Origin of the sequence: Synechococcus sp. CC9902 (genome assembly GCF_000012505.1) — a bacterium.
Lineage (GTDB): Bacteria > Cyanobacteriota > Cyanobacteriia > PCC-6307 > Cyanobiaceae > Parasynechococcus.
Genome location: NC_007513.1, coordinates 1,989,150 through 2,004,151, shown reverse-complemented (window position 1 = coordinate 2,004,151; position 15,002 = coordinate 1,989,150). Strand labels below are relative to the sequence as shown.

Here is a 15,002-nt window from a genome sequence, read left to right as displayed (position 1 = left end):
ATCTGGATCCGTGACCAGCACTCTGCCGAAAGCCTCCCAACCGGATCCCTCCAGCCTTCAACCGTCGGCCCGTCCAGGTGCCCATGGACGTTTCGGACGCTTCGGTGGCCAGTACGTTCCAGAAACTCTCATGCCAGCGTTGGCGGAGTTGGAGCAATCGGCAGCTCAAGCCTGGGCAGATCCAGCGTTTACGGGGCGACTCAACCATCTCCTCAAGACCTACGTCGGTCGGGCCACTCCCCTCTATGAAGCCGAGCGACTCACGGCTCATTACCGCCGAGACGATGGTGGCCCGCGCATTTGGCTGAAGCGTGAGGATCTAAACCACACCGGCGCTCACAAAATCAACAATGCTCTCGGCCAGGCGCTTTTGGCCCTGCGGATGGGCAAAAAACGAATCATTGCTGAAACCGGGGCTGGTCAGCATGGTGTTGCCACAGCAACCGTCTGTGCCCGATTTGGCCTCGATTGTGTGATTTATATGGGCGCGGAGGACATGCGCCGACAAGCCCTCAATGTGTTCCGTATGCGTCTTCTTGGCGCCACGGTGGCACCGGTCACAGCTGGCTCAGCCACGTTGAAGGACGCCACCAGCGAGGCGATTCGCGACTGGGTGACGAATGTGGAAACCACTCACTACATCCTCGGTTCTGTTGCTGGTCCGCACCCCTACCCGATGTTGGTGCGCGATTTTCACGCGGTGATCGGTCAGGAAGCGAAACAGCAGTGTGAGGAAGCCTTTGGCCGCCTGCCAGATGTGTTGATGGCCTGTGTGGGAGGGGGCTCGAACGCGATGGGGCTGTTCCATCCCTTTGTGCAAGACACCTCGGTTCGTCTGATTGGTGTAGAGGCCGCTGGTGACGGTGTGAATACCCCTCGCCATGCCGCCACCATCACCGAAGGCCGCGCCGGTGTGTTGCATGGTGCAATGAGCTTGCTGTTGCAAGACAGTGATGGTCAGGTGCAAGAAGCCCATTCCATAAGTGCTGGTTTGGACTATCCCGGTGTTGGCCCTGAGCACAGCTATCTCAAGGAGATTGGCCGGGCTGAATACGCAGCAGTCACCGACGAACAGGCCCTGGATGGATTGCGCTTGGTGAGTGAGTTGGAGGGGATTATTCCGGCCCTTGAAACAGCCCATGCCTTTGCTTGGTTGGAGCAGCTTTGCCCCACCCTTCCCCAGGGCTGTGAAGTGGTGATCAACTGCTCGGGACGTGGCGACAAAGATGTCAACACAGTCGCTGAGAAGCTTGGCGACAAGCTCTGAGTGGTTAAGTCGCCCGTTAGCTGAGCAGTAGCTCTAGGTGGCGGGCAACACGTTCAACAGCGGAACACGCCGTGGCGTAAGCCATTCGCATGGGTCCGATGAGAGCGATGTGGCCTGTCCCCTCTTGCCCACATCGGTAGGGAGCCTGCACCACTGAGCACGCCTCCAGCGCTGATTGGGGATGCTCTTGGCCGATTAACACTCGCGCTTCAGCCCCAGGGCTAATCAGGGCCATGGGTTCATCATCGATCAGCTGAAGCAAGGGGCCAAGATCTTGGGCGCTTTGGAATTCTGGTTCGGCAACCAGTCGCGATAAACCATGAACCAGCGTTGTCGGTTCGGCAGAGATCGATGGATGTTCGAGGGCATGACGCAGCACATCCCCACTCCGTTGGAGTTGGGTGGGCAATTTCTCCCAGTTCAGGGCTCCTCCTCGTAATTGCTGTTCGGCCCAGCGTTCTATCGCGTCCAGCTCATCGCTCGTTGCATGCGGTAACCGCAAGTTCAGATGACTGGCATGACCACTGTTCTCCACCAGCATGACCAGCAACCGTTCGCCGCTTTGCACGAGTCGAATCGCTGCGAGCTGAGGTTGTGTCCGCGTTGGTCGGGTGATGAGGCTCATCAAACCGGTGAAATCAGTCAGTCGGCGTGCGAGCTGCAGGAGCAGATCATCAAGGGCTGCCCAGCCAAGGCTGAGTCCTGTGAGCTCTCGCTCCAAGTGCAAGACGGTGGCTGCAGGTTCAGGAAGGAGGCAGTCCACGTAATGGCGATATCCCAGGGCGCTTGGAATCCGGCCAGAGGACGTGTGGGGTTGGGTGAGGAGTCCACGTTGTTCCAAGGCACCCATCGCTGAGCGAATGGTGGCTGAGCTGGCGGGCATCGAGAAGCGTTGCACCAGCGTTCGGCTTCCCACCGGCTCCATCGTGTCGACGTAGTGATGCACCGTGGCCTGTAGAACTTGCTCTTGACGACGCGATAAGGGCTTCATCAGTAGCGGGGCACGGTGTCATCCACCTGGGTGCTCCAGGCGTCGATTCCCCCCTCTAGGTTCCAAACCTCTAGGCCCCAGGCTTGATCGAGGAGCCATAGACCGAAGTGATGGCTGCGCACACCGGCATGACAAAGCACCACGACGGGTTGGTCGGGTGCAAGCCGTGATTGCAGTGTTTCGATCCATTCAGACGACGCACTTAGGGGTAAGTGCAGCACGTCGTTGGGAAATTTGGCCATCATCAATTCTTGAGCTTCTCGCACATCCACAACCTGTGGTGAAGGCGCATCTCCCTGAAGCCAAAGCTGTAGGTCAGGGGCGCTGATCGGACGTGGTTGAACAAGGCTCATGGCGCCATTCTGCGGTGATGGACAAAGATGAGTTGATTCGCGATCGCAGGCCCATGAAGGCCCGCTCCTTTCTTACCGCGGTTGGTGCCGCCCTGTTGTCGCTAGTGCTGCTAGCTACGGGTCTTATTTGGACCATGGATCGGCGTAGCCCGCTTCATCTGGCGGAGCAGCCGTTGCAATTGCCGCGATCAGCCCGCTTTGTGCCCCGTGATGCTGCTTTGGCGTTGCATTGGCTGGCAGATCCTTCGCGTTTGCCCGCCTATGCCCAAGCTGTGGCTCCTGCTTCTGAACGACGTGCGGCCCGAGATGGAGCCCGTGCCTGGCGCAATGGTGCGTTTGCCTTGGCTGGCCTTGAGTTTGATGCAGAACTCGCACCTTGGATTGGCTCGGAAATCAGCCTGACCCTGCTTGATGGTGCTTCAGATCCTGGGTGGGTTCTCGCCCTCACCAGTCGTGATAACGACGGAGCCCGCCGCTTTTTGCAGCGCTTCTGGCAAACCCGAAGTTTGGCTGGCACCGATTTGCAGATCAGCAGCTATCGCGGCATCGGCGTGATCAGTGGTCGTGGTGCCTTGATCGGTCGCGATCCCCAGCCTCTAGCGACCGCACTGATCGATGACGATCTCCTGTTGCTGGCCTCGGGCCGCGGCGTGCTCGAGCAATCTCTCGATGTTTCCCAGCTCAAGGATCAACATCAGTTGGGGGATCAACGGCTGCAGCAGACCGTGGCTGATCTGGGTGATGGAGTTGCGGTTTTAACGGCTTCTCCTGCTGCCATGCAGCGATGGTTGCAGCTCCCTGCGGTACTCACCGAGCGTTCCGACCTGGCGGGGTTGGTGGCTTCACTGCGTCCGGACGGAGCCACGTTGGCTGCGGATGCTGTTCTTGCATTCCGCAACAAACTGTCGCCACAGCCATGGCAACCCCTCAAAGATTTGTCGGACACGGCCGGTGGTCGGGCTCTCTGGCTAGCTCAGTTCCAGAACCCATCTCGGTTGCTGGATGCCGATGACCAGCACCCTTTGGCGCAGTGGCTGGGACCGCTGCTGCGATCCCACCTAAAGGAGCAAGCGGCTGCCGCAACCGTTGTGGAGCTCGATGAGGGGCCATTGCTTTGGCAACATCAGTCCGATGGTTGGCTCCTAACAACATCCCGTGACCAGCCGCAGCAGGCTGTTGTGGATGCTCAGCTGCAAGAGCAAGGACTATCGCGATCAGAGTTGGATGGTGATGGAGAAAAGCTTGCGGTTTGGACGCGCCTCGTGCGTCAGCGTGGTCGCACGGCTGGCCTTGAGGCGCAGTTGGCTGTAGCCCAAGCTCGTTCCGCATCAGTGGATTGGTGGGGCGAGACCCTCACTGGCTTGAAGCATCGTCAGGACTCGCGCGGGTTGCAGCCGAGGCTCAGGCAGTGGCAGGCCATCAGCAGCGACGGTCGTCCGTCCCATGCGCTTCTATTGGGAGCTGAACCCACCCAAACTCTGCTTGCTGCATGGCAGCCCTGGGCCTTCATTCAGGCCCTTGCGGGTCAATCCTTGAAAGGACAAGTCCAAGGTCTCAGCCTTGTGGCGGATGTTGATCAACAGGATGATGTGGGCACCAAGCTGCCCCTGCATGCGCGGCTTGACCTTGGCTGAACTGGCACTGGTTGAACGAGTGCTTTTGCAGCCTCGGTTCGCTTAATCGTCGCGATGCACCTCTTTGGTTCCTCTCACTTGAATCGGAAGTTCCAGCAGACCTGTGCCGATGGTTTGCGCATTGGCGACTGAGGAGATCTTGGCTTCGATTCCGAATTCCTTGAATGCTGTTTCCATCTCCTGCATCAAAGCCTCTTCCACTTGCTTTTCAGGATCGACCACTTTCCCAATCAGTCGCGCGCCGAGTTTCCCAATGCGTTGCTGCACAACTTCGCGTGCGTTGGTGACCTCGATTAGCAGCACGGAGGACCCTTGTCGTCATGCGACTTTATGGGATCTCCCTTCCACAGGCATGAAGCCATCCATCCGAACTGCTTTGTCGGTTAGCAGTACGGCTCCAGGATCTCCTCAAGGTCTCTGAGTTGGGACGGAGGCATTAGCCGTGCCAGCGTTAGCTGACTAGCGCCGCCAGCCACAGGAACCTTTACCGCTTCGATCGCTTGTCGTGCTGCGACAGTGGCCCCTTGGTTGATGAGGGCGCTGCATTCAATGGCAAGGGACTCAGCAAGACCGGCATCACCGAGGTAGAGGTGCCAGCCGTTGATCTGCAGGTACAGCCGATCAGCAACAGCTGCTTGCAAATCTTTTAGGTCAGATGCGGGTAGAGACATGTCGCAGATCAGAGCTGTCTCATGGTGGCTCTAATCGGACTCCCTTGGGCGCCTGGCAATCACACTCACCAATTGAATGGCGAGAGCGCCAGCCCATACCCCTGTAATCCAACTGAGAGAGGGTTCAGGAAACGGGTGTTTCATTTCTTGGAAAAACCAAGCACCGCTATTGATTGCAGCAAATGCGCCAGCGTGCAAACAAAAGTTGACGATGCGTTCAAAGTGCCGATAAGTCGGGTCTTCAGGGTTGGCAGGGCCATACCAGCGGATCGGCATCGCATTAAAAGGGTCGTGCTGTGATCCTGGCTCGGCGTCGCCCCAGTTGACGATCGGTACCTTGATGGAGTCTCATGGATTCACGCAAGCGCTTGTAGCTCAGCGGATTAGAGCATCTGACTACGGATCAGAGGGTCGGGAGTTCGAATCTCTCCAGGCGCGCTTGAAAACTGCCAATTAGGCAGTTTTTTTTTGTTTTGGCCCATCCCGTTCCAAGAACCGTTTCTTACGATTAGTTCACCGGTTATGTCCTTTCCCCATGAGCCAGGTCTCCGAACGGGCCATTAATGCAGGTCTGGCTTCGGCTGACCCCGAAATTTCCCGTCTGATTGATCAGGAGCGTCATCGTCAGGAAACACACCTTGAGCTCATCGCCAGCGAGAATTTTGCGTCGCAGGCCGTGATGCAAGCGCAGGGTTCTGTGCTCACCAACAAATATGCCGAGGGCCTACCCGCCAAGCGTTATTACGGCGGTTGTGAGCACGTTGATGCCATCGAAACCTTGGCGATTGAACGCGCCAAGCAGTTGTTCGATGCTGCATGGGCCAATGTCCAGCCGCACAGTGGTGCGCAGGCCAACTTCGCAGTGTTTCTGGCGTTGTTGAAGCCCGGCGACACGATCATGGGGCTTGATCTTTCCCATGGCGGTCACCTCACCCATGGGTCGCCCGTCAACGTGAGCGGCAAATGGTTCAACGTTGTTCAGTACGGCGTTGATCCCACAACCCAGCGTCTCGATATGGAGGCGATTCGGAAGCTTGCTCTCGAGCACAAACCAAAACTGATCGTGTGCGGCTACTCGGCTTATCCACGCACGATCGATTTCGCGGCTTTTCGCTCCATCGCCGATGAGGTTGGAGCCTTTTTGTTGGCTGATATGGCCCACATCGCGGGACTCGTCGCAGCTGGTGTCCACCCCAGCCCAGTTCCTCACTGCGATGTCGTGACCACCACGACCCATAAAACCTTGCGCGGGCCCAGGGGTGGTTTGATTCTGTGTCGGGATGCGGAGTTCGCCAAGAAGTTCGACAAAGCCGTCTTCCCAGGCACGCAGGGGGGACCGTTGGAGCACGTGATCGCGGCCAAAGCTGTTGCCTTTGGTGAGGCGCTTCAACCGTCGTTCAAAACCTATAGCCAGCAGGTGGTGGCCAACGCCGGAGCCTTAGCAGAGCAGTTGATCTCCCGGGGGATCAACGTGGTGAGTGGCGGAACCGATAACCACGTTGTGTTGCTCGATTTACGCTCGATCGGCATGACCGGCAAGGTGGCCGACCTGCTCGTGAGTGATGTGCACATCACGGCCAATAAGAACACCGTGCCCTTTGACCCAGAGTCCCCTTTCGTCACGAGTGGACTCCGCCTAGGCACCGCTGCACTCACCACACGCGGCTTTGATGTCGATGCATTCAGGGAGGTGGCGGATGTGATTGCCGACCGCTTGCACCATCCTGAGGACGATGCGATTCGTCAGCGCTGTCTTGAGCGCGTGTCGATCCTTTGCTCCCGCTTCCCTCTTTACGCCGACAGCAAAGAGCCCGCGCTCGTATGACGTGGGTTGGTGTGACGTCATCCAATCGTGATGGTGTGCACTGTTGAAGCTCCCTAAGATTCGGGCAATTCGTTGGATCCGGAGAGCCGTTTCATCTCAGAAGCTTCAGTGAACTTTCCAGCCAGCCCGATTGTGGTTGCCACGGTGAGTTTTCTGGTGGCAGCTGGATTCACCATCGGGTTGGTTCCTCTCGTAAGACGTCTCGGTCTTCGCTTCGGCTTCACCGACCAGCCCGATGCTCGGAAGCAACACAGCACGCCCATCGTGCGTGTTGGTGGGATCGCGATGGTCAGCGGTTTTGTTTTGTCGTTGTCGGCCATTTGGCTCTTGGGAGGCTTTGGCCTTGTGGCTCCCGAACGTGATCAGCTGATTTGGAGCACCCTCGCTGGCTCACTCTGTTTCTTCCTGATCGGTTTGGCCGACGATTTATATGCCCTCTCACCATGGCCCCGTTTGGCGGGTCAAATCCTTGTGGCCTCTGCGATCTGGAGCCAGGGAGTTCGCATAGGCGCCATTGACTTGCCCTGGCTTAGCTCCACGGGATCAGTGATTCATCTATCCGATGGCCTCAGTTTGTTGGCCACGGTGATTTGGTTGGTGGGCATCACAAATGCCATTAATTGGCTTGATGGTTTGGATGGGCTTGCCGCAGGCGTTGCTGGAATTGCGGCCATCGGCTTGGTGTCTGTCAGCTTTTCTTTGCATCAAGTTGCAGCAGGTTTCTTGGCGGCGGCATTGGCTGGATGCTCGTTGGGCTTTTTGCGGCACAACTCCAATCCGGCCAGGATTTTTATGGGGGATGGTGGCTCTTATTTTCTTGGTTTCACCCTCGCTTCCATCAGCATTGTGGGCCCAGCGAAGGGCCTCACCACGGTGAGTTTGTTGTTGCCATTGCTGATTCTGTCCTTGCCGCTAGCCGACATGTCGGCAGTGATCATGGGGCGGTTGCGGGAAGGCCGATCCCCGTTTTATCCAGATCGCCGTCATCTTCATCACCGCTTGCTACGGGCAGGATTCAGTCACCGACGCACTGTTCTGCTGATTTACGTGTTTACGCAGTGGTTGGCATCCATCGCATTGGTGGTGGCGAATGCAGAAATGCGTTTTCTCTGGTTGGCTCTTGCGACGGCAATTCTTGTGGCCACGGTGGTCGTGAGTCGTCGTCAACTTCAGGCTGAAAAGGCTTTGCGAGAGAGAACTCCCCAGGATTGTTCTGGGGGATCAACACAGCCCGGAGATCGCCATGGCTAAGACCGGAGTTGAAATTCTGTGTGTGGGCACGGAGCTGCTGTTGGGCGACATCCTCAATGGCAATGCCCGTTGGCTTGCCCAGAGACTGGCGGATTTAGGCCTCCCGCATTTTCGCCAGACCGTTGTGGGCGACAACACCGAACGGCTGATGGGCGCTGTGCGTGAGGCGGCTGGGCGGTGTCGAATTTTGATCACAACCGGAGGGTTAGGGCCGACTCCCGATGACCTCACTACCGCTGCCTTGGCCGCGGCGTTTGACACCCCCCTTGAAGAGCGTCCAGAGCTCTGGGAAGAGATTCAGGCCAAGTTGTCAGCGGGTGGACGCGCCGTGGCTGCCAGTAATCGATCACAGGCTTTCTTGCCGATTGGTGCAGACGTTTTGCCCAACTCTCTGGGGTCTGCTCCCGGGATGATTTGGTCCCCTTGTCCCGACTTCACAATCCTCACGTTCCCGGGAGTTCCCTCTGAGATGCGGAGCATGTGGGTGGAGACAGCGGAACCTTGGCTACGTCAGAACGCTGGCGCTCCCTCTGCGTTTGTGAGTCGAAGGCTTCATTTCACCGGAATTGGAGAGTCTGATTTGGCAGAGCAGGTGGGGGATCTCTTGGACTCTGCAAATCCCACCGTGGCTCCCTATGCCGCGCTGGGGGATGTGACGTTGCGGTTGACTGCTTCAGGATCGTCGCCCGGCCAAGCGGAGGCTGTGCTGCATCCCATGGAGGAGCAGTTGCTCCAGCGCACAGGACGGTTCTGTTACGGCCGTGATGACGACACCTTGGCGGCGGTGGTGTTGCGTTTGCTCGGAGAGGCTGGGCAAACCCTGGCTGTTGCCGAATCCTGTACTGGGGGTGCCCTCGGTGCTGCCCTTACGGCGGTACCAGGTTCATCGGCCGTCTTTTCTGGTGGCGTGATTGCTTACAGCAATGCGGTGAAACAACAGCTTTTGGGAGTTCCAGCGGCCCTGCTTGATGAGCATGGTGCTGTGTCAGAGCCTGTGGTGAAGGCGATGGCAGAGGGGCTGCGCTCTCGGTTTCATTGCGACTGGGGCATCGCGATTAGTGGTGTGGCGGGCCCCGGGGGAGGAACCATTGAGAAGCCTGTTGGCATGGTTTGTTTGGCGTTGGCCGGGCGAGAGGGTTGTGATCTGTGGGTGCAGCGATTTGGCGCCCGTCGAGGTCGATCGGCTGTGCAACAGCTCAGCGTGATTCGTGCTCTTGATCGTCTGCGGTTGCGTCTTCTGGCCCAGTCGTAAGGTCGTCAGTCATTGCAGCAGCACTGTTGAGTTCCGGCACCCTCTACGACAAGGTGTGGGACCTTCATCGGGTGGCAGATTTGCCCGGGGGGTCTACACAACTGTTCGTGGGTCTCCATCTGATTCACGAAGTGACCAGTCCCCAGGCGTTTTCTGGCCTGCGCGACAAGGGGCTCAAAGTTGCTTGCCCTGAAAGAACTGTGGCAACGGTGGACCACATTGTTCCCACTACCTCTCAAGCGCGTCCGTTTGCCGATCCTTTGGCGGAGGAAATGCTCAGCACCTTGGAACGCAACTGCGCCGAGAGCGGGATCGTTTTGAATGGCATCGGCAGTGGCCGACAGGGCATTGTTCACGTGATTGCGCCTGAGCTCGGCTTGTCCCAGCCCGGAATGACTGTGGCCTGTGGTGATTCCCATACGTCCACCCATGGGGCCTTTGGAGCGATCGCCTTCGGGATCGGTACGAGTCAGGTGAGAGACGTTCTAGCCAGCCAGAGCTTGGCCATGAACAAACTCAAGGTTCGACGAATTTTGGTGAATGGACAGCTTTCTGCTGGGGTTTCGGCGAAAGATCTGGTTCTTCATGTGATCCGCACGCTGGGCGTTAAAGGGGGGGTTGGTTACGCCTATGAGTTCGCGGGTTCGGCAATCGAAGCGTTGTCGATGGAAGAGAGAATGACGCTCTGCAACATGGCCATCGAAGGCGGAGCGCGTTGTGGGTATGTGAATCCAGATCAAACCACCTTTGATTACCTCAAGGGGCGGCCCCATGCTCCAAGCGGCGCGGCCTGGGATGCTGCGGTCGATTGGTGGCTGTCTCTTGCGACGGATGCCGCTGCTGAGGTGGACGACGAGGTTGTCTTCGATGCAACGGTGATTGCACCAACGGTGACTTGGGGCATTACGCCGGGTCAGGGATTGGGGATTGATGAGTGCGTCCCAAGCCTGTCGATGCTTGATCCCGGTGAGCGTCCGATTGCGAAGGAGGCTTATCGGTACATGGATCTCGATCCCGGTACCCCCATCGCTGGTGTCCCCATTGACGTGTGTTTCATCGGTAGTTGCACCAATGGTCGTTTAAGTGACCTGCGTGCCGCTGCAGCCGTCGCCCGTGGTCGTCAGGTAGCCAAAGGAGTCAAGGCTTTCGTCGTGCCGGGTTCCGAACAGGTGGCCCGTGCGGCTGAAGCTGAAGGCTTGGATCAGGTGTTTTCCGAGGCTGGTTTCGAATGGCGGGAACCAGGCTGCTCCATGTGTTTGGCCATGAATCCAGATCGGTTGGAGGGGCGGCAGATCAGTGCCAGCTCTAGCAATCGCAATTTCAAGGGCAGGCAGGGATCAGCAAGTGGCAGAACCCTGTTGATGAGTCCGGCGATGGTCGTCGCAGCGGCTGTCCATGGTCGGGTGACTGATGTCCGCACCCTTGCTCTTCACTCGGCGTCTTGATGTCTACGTTCCCGAATGGTGCTGTTCAGAATGTTTCTGGAACGGCTCTCATCATCCAAGGTGAGGATATTGATACCGATCGGATCATTCCGGCTCGGTTTCTGAAATGTGTCAGTTTTGATGCCCTCGGCGATCAGGTTTTTGCTGATGATCGTCTTGAGTTGGCTGGCGAACATCCCTTTGATCAAGGGCGTTTTGAAGGCGCTTCAATCTTGATAGTGAATGGTAATTTTGGCTGCGGATCCAGTCGGGAACATGCGCCTCAGGCGTTGATGCGATGGGGCATTCGTGCCGTTGTTGGTGTCAGTTTTGCGGAGATCTTCTTCGGCAATTGTCTTGCCTTGGGTATTCCCTGTGCATCTGCATCGCCCGATCAAATTTTGGCGATTCAGGCTTCCGTAGAGGAAGATGCAACGCGTCATTGGACGCTTGATCTTGATGAGATGGCGCTTGCTTCGGATCAAGATCGCTGGGATGTGAGCATTGATCCAGGCCCGAGAGACATGCTGCTGAGTGGGCGCTGGGATGCCACATCGCAGTTGCTCGACAACAGCCCCAAGGTGAAGGCCTTGATGGATGAGATTCCATACCTCAATCAGTTCAGCAGACGCTAATGGCAGCCCTGGTCTCTTTCGTCTATGAATGAGACAAGAGATCTGGTAGTGGCTATGGACGGTGTTCTGTGGAGTGTTCGGCTGTTTGTGGTCGCTCTGGTTGCGGCCACCCCTGCTATTTCATCCCCATTGCAGCTCCAGGTTCAGTCCTACGAAGCGTTTGACCGCAATTGTCCGCGCTGTGATCTCCGATCCCAAAACCTGCAGGATGCCCATCTCATTGGTGCTGATCTGCGGGAGGCAGATCTGCGGGGTGCTGACTTGCGTGGCGCCAATCTGGAGGGAGCGGATCTCAGCGGGGCTCGGCTGTCGGGCGCTGATTTACGCGGGGCCAACCTCACGAATGCCGAACTCTCAGGTGTTGACCTTCGGCGAGCAGACCTTCGCAATGCTGTTGTGATTAATGCCTTCGCGCCTGATGTGATGGTTGAAGGAGTTCGTTTTGCAGGGGCTAACTTAACAGGAAGTCATCTAATTATTGGTGGTGGTGATTAATTAAAAGGGTTGATTTTTGCTGTTGTGATTGAGCCAGTCTGTTGGGGCGTATGGCACGAAGGGAACACCTGTTCCTTTGAATTTGAAATCATTTAATCGGAATCGTACGCCTCCAATTCCTTCGTAGGGATTGAAATACAAGCCAATGTCGTAGCTGCGGCGCTGCCAGCGCAGCTCAAAATTGGAGTCGATCACCTCTCCGTAATAGGCCGAGCCAGGATCAACATTCAGATTCACTCCTGTGCTGAACATCAAAGGCCCAACGATTTGCTGCGTAATACCTACTCCAAGGGTTCCAAAGTCAACAATTCTGTCGAACTCGAACGGGCTTTCTCCGCTTTGAAGAGTGCCCCCACCGATCACAGAGATCTGGGTGAAATCCAGGAATGGCTTGCTGAATGTGCCCAAAGTGACTGTAGGACCTCCACTAAAGCTGAGGCTTGATTGCTGAGACCCTTGGCCGTACATCGCCACTGTGCTGTTGATGTTGGTGGCCAGGCTGACCCCAGGAACGATGGCAACGGGTGAATAGCGATAGGCCTGTGTGGGTGTTAGTTCGGCTCTGTTCCCTTTCCAAAGGGGGAAATTGCTGGTGAGTGATGCGAACAAACTTCCACGACCAGTGCGCAGCATCCGTTTTTTCTTGAATCGATCTGCGTAGTAATCACCAACTGCTCCTCGAACCAAATAGCGATGCTTGATATCACCTTGCGACCATTCACCACTCTTTTCTCCATACATGCCGTAGGCGGCTTGGATGTCGGTTTCACCAAGGGAACCGTTCCAAGTGCGATAGCGGTAGGCACCGAACAATTTTGTTTGGACCTCTCCAAGAAAACCCAGATCAACGTTGCGACCTAAGTCCACCCAGTAACGGCTGTTATCTAAGAATGAGTCGCCATCAAATGAGCTGATATCGGCTTCTGAGTTGAGGCGATAGCCACCCACTCGACTCGTCAATTTGGCTTCAAGTCCAAAAATGTCCCCCAAATTTTCGCCGCCATCACTGAAGGCACGTTGAAGAAGCACCTGGGGTTCGAGTGCCAACTCCGTGCTGTTGCCAATCGTGATTGGTGGAATGGTTCGTCCAACGAAGAGGCCACCGCGATCCTCGTTATCAATGCCGAGAACCCAGCGGTTCTCGATCTCTTCTTCTTTTGCGATCAGTTGGCGCCGGGTGACTGGAATGGGCAGCCGTTCATCAATGATCAACCGATTTCGACGCGCTGAGATCAGTAGGTCGCCATTTGGTTGTTCCCTGGCAATCACACCCTCAGCATCGATCCGAGACTGTGATGGTGTGAAGGGGTCGTTGCTAAATCCCATTCGATCCGATTGCCAGCCTTTGGCGGTAATGCGGATGCGATTGGCCTGGATTCGCCAGCGACTGATGGTTCCATTCAGCAGCTTGGTGCTGCCTAAACGTTTCAGCTGCGGCACTTTCACCACGCCGAAGCGATTTTCATCTTGAACGGATGAGTTCAGGCGACGGATTGGCACGCCGCTGCGGCGTTCGATTGAAAAACTACCGGTCAGGTCAATGTCGGAGACACGCTGATCAATGGTTTGAATTGCTGCTGTTCGCATGGCCTGCTGTTCGGCCGGAGCTATCTCGGCTGGCTTTGTGCTTTTTGCCAGTGGCACATGTTGTTGCGGTTCTCCGCCGTCTCCAAGAGCAATCGACTCCAGGCGCTCCGACAACGAACTGGGATTGATGCGCTGATCCCGATCGGGATCTGGACAACCGTCTGGGGGTGGCATGACAGCCACGTCGAAGTTGGGAAGATCGCGGCCCCAGCGGTAGCGCAAGCCAAGTAGATAGGCATTGCTTCCTTCCGTGACGCCGTTGTAGGTGCCAAAAGCACCTGATCGGTGATGAATCCGTCCGACCAGTGAAAGGTCTTTAGACACGGCCGCTTCGAGTTCAAAACCCAGGTAATTCAGAAGCTGTGAGTAGTTCTTGCGGAAGGTTTTTTCGTAAAGGCTTTGATCGGTGTTGTAGCTGACGCCTTCCATCAGGCTGAAGCTCAGCCACGGCTGAACCCAAAGACGGGCACCGATGCCAAGCACGCCTTCTCCAAAGCTTTGGGCGGGTAAGTCGGCGTAGGGAGTGTCTTGGTTGTATTCGCCGCCTTGCTGTTGTTTGGCCACATGACTGAACAAATCAGCTTCAAGTTCCAAGGCAATGGGGCCAGCTCGCGCAATCCGTTTTTGCAACCCAACGCCCATCACGGCTTCCGGGCGCATCCTGCCGTTGAACAGAAATGTGTCGCCAAAAGCAGCATCGATCATCTGGCCACCCCAGGCAGTGACGGCCCAGGGTTGCGGATGCCAATCGGGTACCGGAGGTAAGAACGGAGTGCAGGCCATGCTGCTGTCCGTTTCAGAGTTGCTTTGGGGTTTTTCTTCTGCTGATTGGCTGTTGTATTCCGTTGAGGATCGACCGACCGTTGGCTTGTTTGCTGGTTTTGGCAGTGCTGCGGGGGTGTCCTCGAGGTCGATTACGCCATAGACATCATCGAGCTCACCCTCATTTTGAACGAGGTTGTAACGCAGGACAGAGGCTTGAAAAAACTGGTTTCCGCGGCGCAGTCGAACGGAACCGCGTGCAAAAAGAGTGCGAAAGGCAGTGTCGAATTCGATTCGATCGGCTTGGAGTTGGGCCTCACCCAGCCGAGCTGTCACATTGCCCTCAGCAATAGTGATCTTGCGCTTGCTGTCATAAAACTGACGGTCGGCCTTGAGCTCGAGCTGCTCAGGAACAAGGACCGTTTTAGTGGAGGCTTCAACGTTGGCAGAAGCCCCACCATCAGCAGAGGAGCCCGCCTCGGTGGCAGGCGTTCTCACACCATTGTCTTCTGCTGTCGCGGGGTTCGACAAGTCTGCCGAAAACACCCCTGATACCAGAAGTCCCGTTAGGGCAATAGCGAGGCGGGACGCCGCCAATGAATTTCTGCATTGGCCCGTGAGTGTGACAGCTCAGGACCAATGCCGGGTTGATGATCAGACCAGTGCTTGGCGCGGTCTGATCCGGATCGCTTCAATCCTCGAGGTCTTTGCGACTTGGCGTGCGGCTTGGGTCACTAGCCAGGAAGCCAAAGACGAAGATGCCGAGAAAAAAGAAGACGACCGAGTAAACGGAAATCTTGAGGGCGAGCATGGAGACCGACCGGCGTCTGACACAGCGATCATCCTATGGGGAAT

General features: G+C 56.7%; 15 protein-coding genes and 1 tRNA gene. 9 read left to right on the top strand and 7 right to left on the bottom strand.

Annotated elements, in window-relative coordinates:
• The first annotated feature begins 10 nt into the window (after positions 1-10).
• Positions 11-1,267, top strand: a complete 1,257-nt coding sequence (gene trpB / locus SYNCC9902_RS10630) for a tryptophan synthase subunit beta (RefSeq protein WP_011360840.1) — start codon at positions 11-13, stop codon at positions 1,265-1,267.
• A gap of 16 nt (positions 1,268-1,283) precedes the next feature.
• Here the strand turns inward: trpB and hrcA are convergent, their stop codons facing one another.
• Positions 1,284-2,258, bottom strand: coding sequence for a heat-inducible transcriptional repressor HrcA (hrcA, locus tag SYNCC9902_RS10625; RefSeq protein ID WP_011360839.1), 975 nt, complete (start codon positions 2,256-2,258; stop codon positions 1,284-1,286).
• On the bottom strand, positions 2,258-2,611 hold the full coding sequence (locus SYNCC9902_RS10620) for a rhodanese-like domain-containing protein (protein WP_011360838.1): 354 nt from the start codon (positions 2,609-2,611) through the stop codon (positions 2,258-2,260). The genes hrcA and SYNCC9902_RS10620 overlap by 1 nt, the downstream gene beginning before the upstream one ends.
• Positions 2,612-2,628: 17 nt before the next feature.
• Between SYNCC9902_RS10620 and SYNCC9902_RS10615 the strand changes: the two genes are divergently transcribed.
• Positions 2,629-4,245: a DUF3352 domain-containing protein gene (locus SYNCC9902_RS10615; protein ID WP_011360837.1), complete on the top strand. Its 1,617-nt coding sequence runs from the start codon at positions 2,629-2,631 to the stop codon at positions 4,243-4,245.
• A gap of 42 nt (positions 4,246-4,287) precedes the next feature.
• On the opposite strand, the gene SYNCC9902_RS10610 is transcribed toward SYNCC9902_RS10615, so the two are convergent.
• The 3 genes from SYNCC9902_RS10610 to SYNCC9902_RS10600 all read right to left on the bottom strand — a co-directional run bounded on the left by SYNCC9902_RS10610 (position 4,288) and on the right by SYNCC9902_RS10600 (position 5,192).
• The gene (locus SYNCC9902_RS10610; RefSeq protein ID WP_011360836.1) at positions 4,288-4,548 is read right to left on the bottom strand and encodes a hypothetical protein; all 261 of its coding nucleotides are present in this window, start codon (positions 4,546-4,548) and stop codon (positions 4,288-4,290) included.
• An 80-nt stretch (positions 4,549-4,628) separates the two neighbouring features.
• Positions 4,629-4,916 (bottom strand): DUF3181 family protein, encoded by a 288-nt coding sequence (locus tag SYNCC9902_RS10605; protein ID WP_011360835.1) that lies wholly within the window; start codon positions 4,914-4,916, stop codon positions 4,629-4,631.
• Positions 4,917-4,946: 30 nt separating this feature from the next.
• A complete protein-coding gene (locus SYNCC9902_RS10600; protein ID WP_011360834.1) occupies positions 4,947-5,192 on the bottom strand; it encodes a hypothetical protein in 246 nt (81 codons plus the stop codon).
• An 88-nt stretch (positions 5,193-5,280) separates the two neighbouring features.
• On the opposite strand from SYNCC9902_RS10600, the gene SYNCC9902_RS10595 reads away from it, so the two are divergent.
• The 7 genes from SYNCC9902_RS10595 (at position 5,281) to SYNCC9902_RS10565 (ending at position 11,798) form a co-directional block, all read left to right on the top strand.
• Positions 5,281-5,354: transfer RNA gene (locus SYNCC9902_RS10595), tRNA-Arg, on the top strand.
• A gap of 97 nt (positions 5,355-5,451) precedes the next feature.
• Positions 5,452-6,741, top strand: coding sequence for a serine hydroxymethyltransferase (gene glyA / locus SYNCC9902_RS10590; RefSeq protein WP_011360833.1), 1,290 nt, complete (start codon positions 5,452-5,454; stop codon positions 6,739-6,741).
• A 108-nt stretch (positions 6,742-6,849) separates the two neighbouring features.
• Positions 6,850-7,992 carry a glycosyltransferase family 4 protein gene (locus SYNCC9902_RS10585; protein ID WP_041425561.1) on the top strand — a complete coding sequence of 381 codons (1,143 nt, stop codon included), beginning with the start codon at positions 6,850-6,852 and terminating at the stop codon, positions 7,990-7,992.
• On the top strand, positions 7,985-9,244 hold the full coding sequence (locus SYNCC9902_RS10580) for a competence/damage-inducible protein A (RefSeq protein ID WP_011360831.1): 1,260 nt from the start codon (positions 7,985-7,987) through the stop codon (positions 9,242-9,244). The genes SYNCC9902_RS10585 and SYNCC9902_RS10580 overlap by 8 nt, the downstream gene beginning before the upstream one ends.
• 26 nt (positions 9,245-9,270) lie before the next feature.
• Positions 9,271-10,689: a 3-isopropylmalate dehydratase large subunit gene (leuC, locus tag SYNCC9902_RS10575; RefSeq protein ID WP_011360830.1), complete on the top strand. Its 1,419-nt coding sequence runs from the start codon at positions 9,271-9,273 to the stop codon at positions 10,687-10,689.
• Complete coding sequence (locus tag SYNCC9902_RS10570; protein ID WP_011360829.1) at positions 10,689-11,303, top strand: 3-isopropylmalate dehydratase small subunit; 615 nt, start codon at positions 10,689-10,691, stop codon at positions 11,301-11,303. The genes leuC and SYNCC9902_RS10570 overlap by 1 nt, the downstream gene beginning before the upstream one ends.
• 24 nt (positions 11,304-11,327) lie before the next feature.
• On the top strand, positions 11,328-11,798 hold the full coding sequence (locus SYNCC9902_RS10565; RefSeq protein WP_011360828.1) for a pentapeptide repeat-containing protein: 471 nt from the start codon (positions 11,328-11,330) through the stop codon (positions 11,796-11,798).
• Here SYNCC9902_RS10565 and SYNCC9902_RS10560 read toward each other — a convergent pair whose 3' ends face one another.
• The gene (locus tag SYNCC9902_RS10560; RefSeq protein ID WP_011360827.1) at positions 11,799-14,678 is read right to left on the bottom strand and encodes a DUF3769 domain-containing protein; all 2,880 of its coding nucleotides are present in this window, start codon (positions 14,676-14,678) and stop codon (positions 11,799-11,801) included.
• A 160-nt stretch (positions 14,679-14,838) separates the two neighbouring features.
• On the bottom strand, positions 14,839-14,958 hold the full coding sequence (locus SYNCC9902_RS12195; RefSeq protein ID WP_006042333.1) for a photosystem II reaction center protein I: 120 nt from the start codon (positions 14,956-14,958) through the stop codon (positions 14,839-14,841).
• Positions 14,959-15,002: the final 44 nt, after the last annotated feature.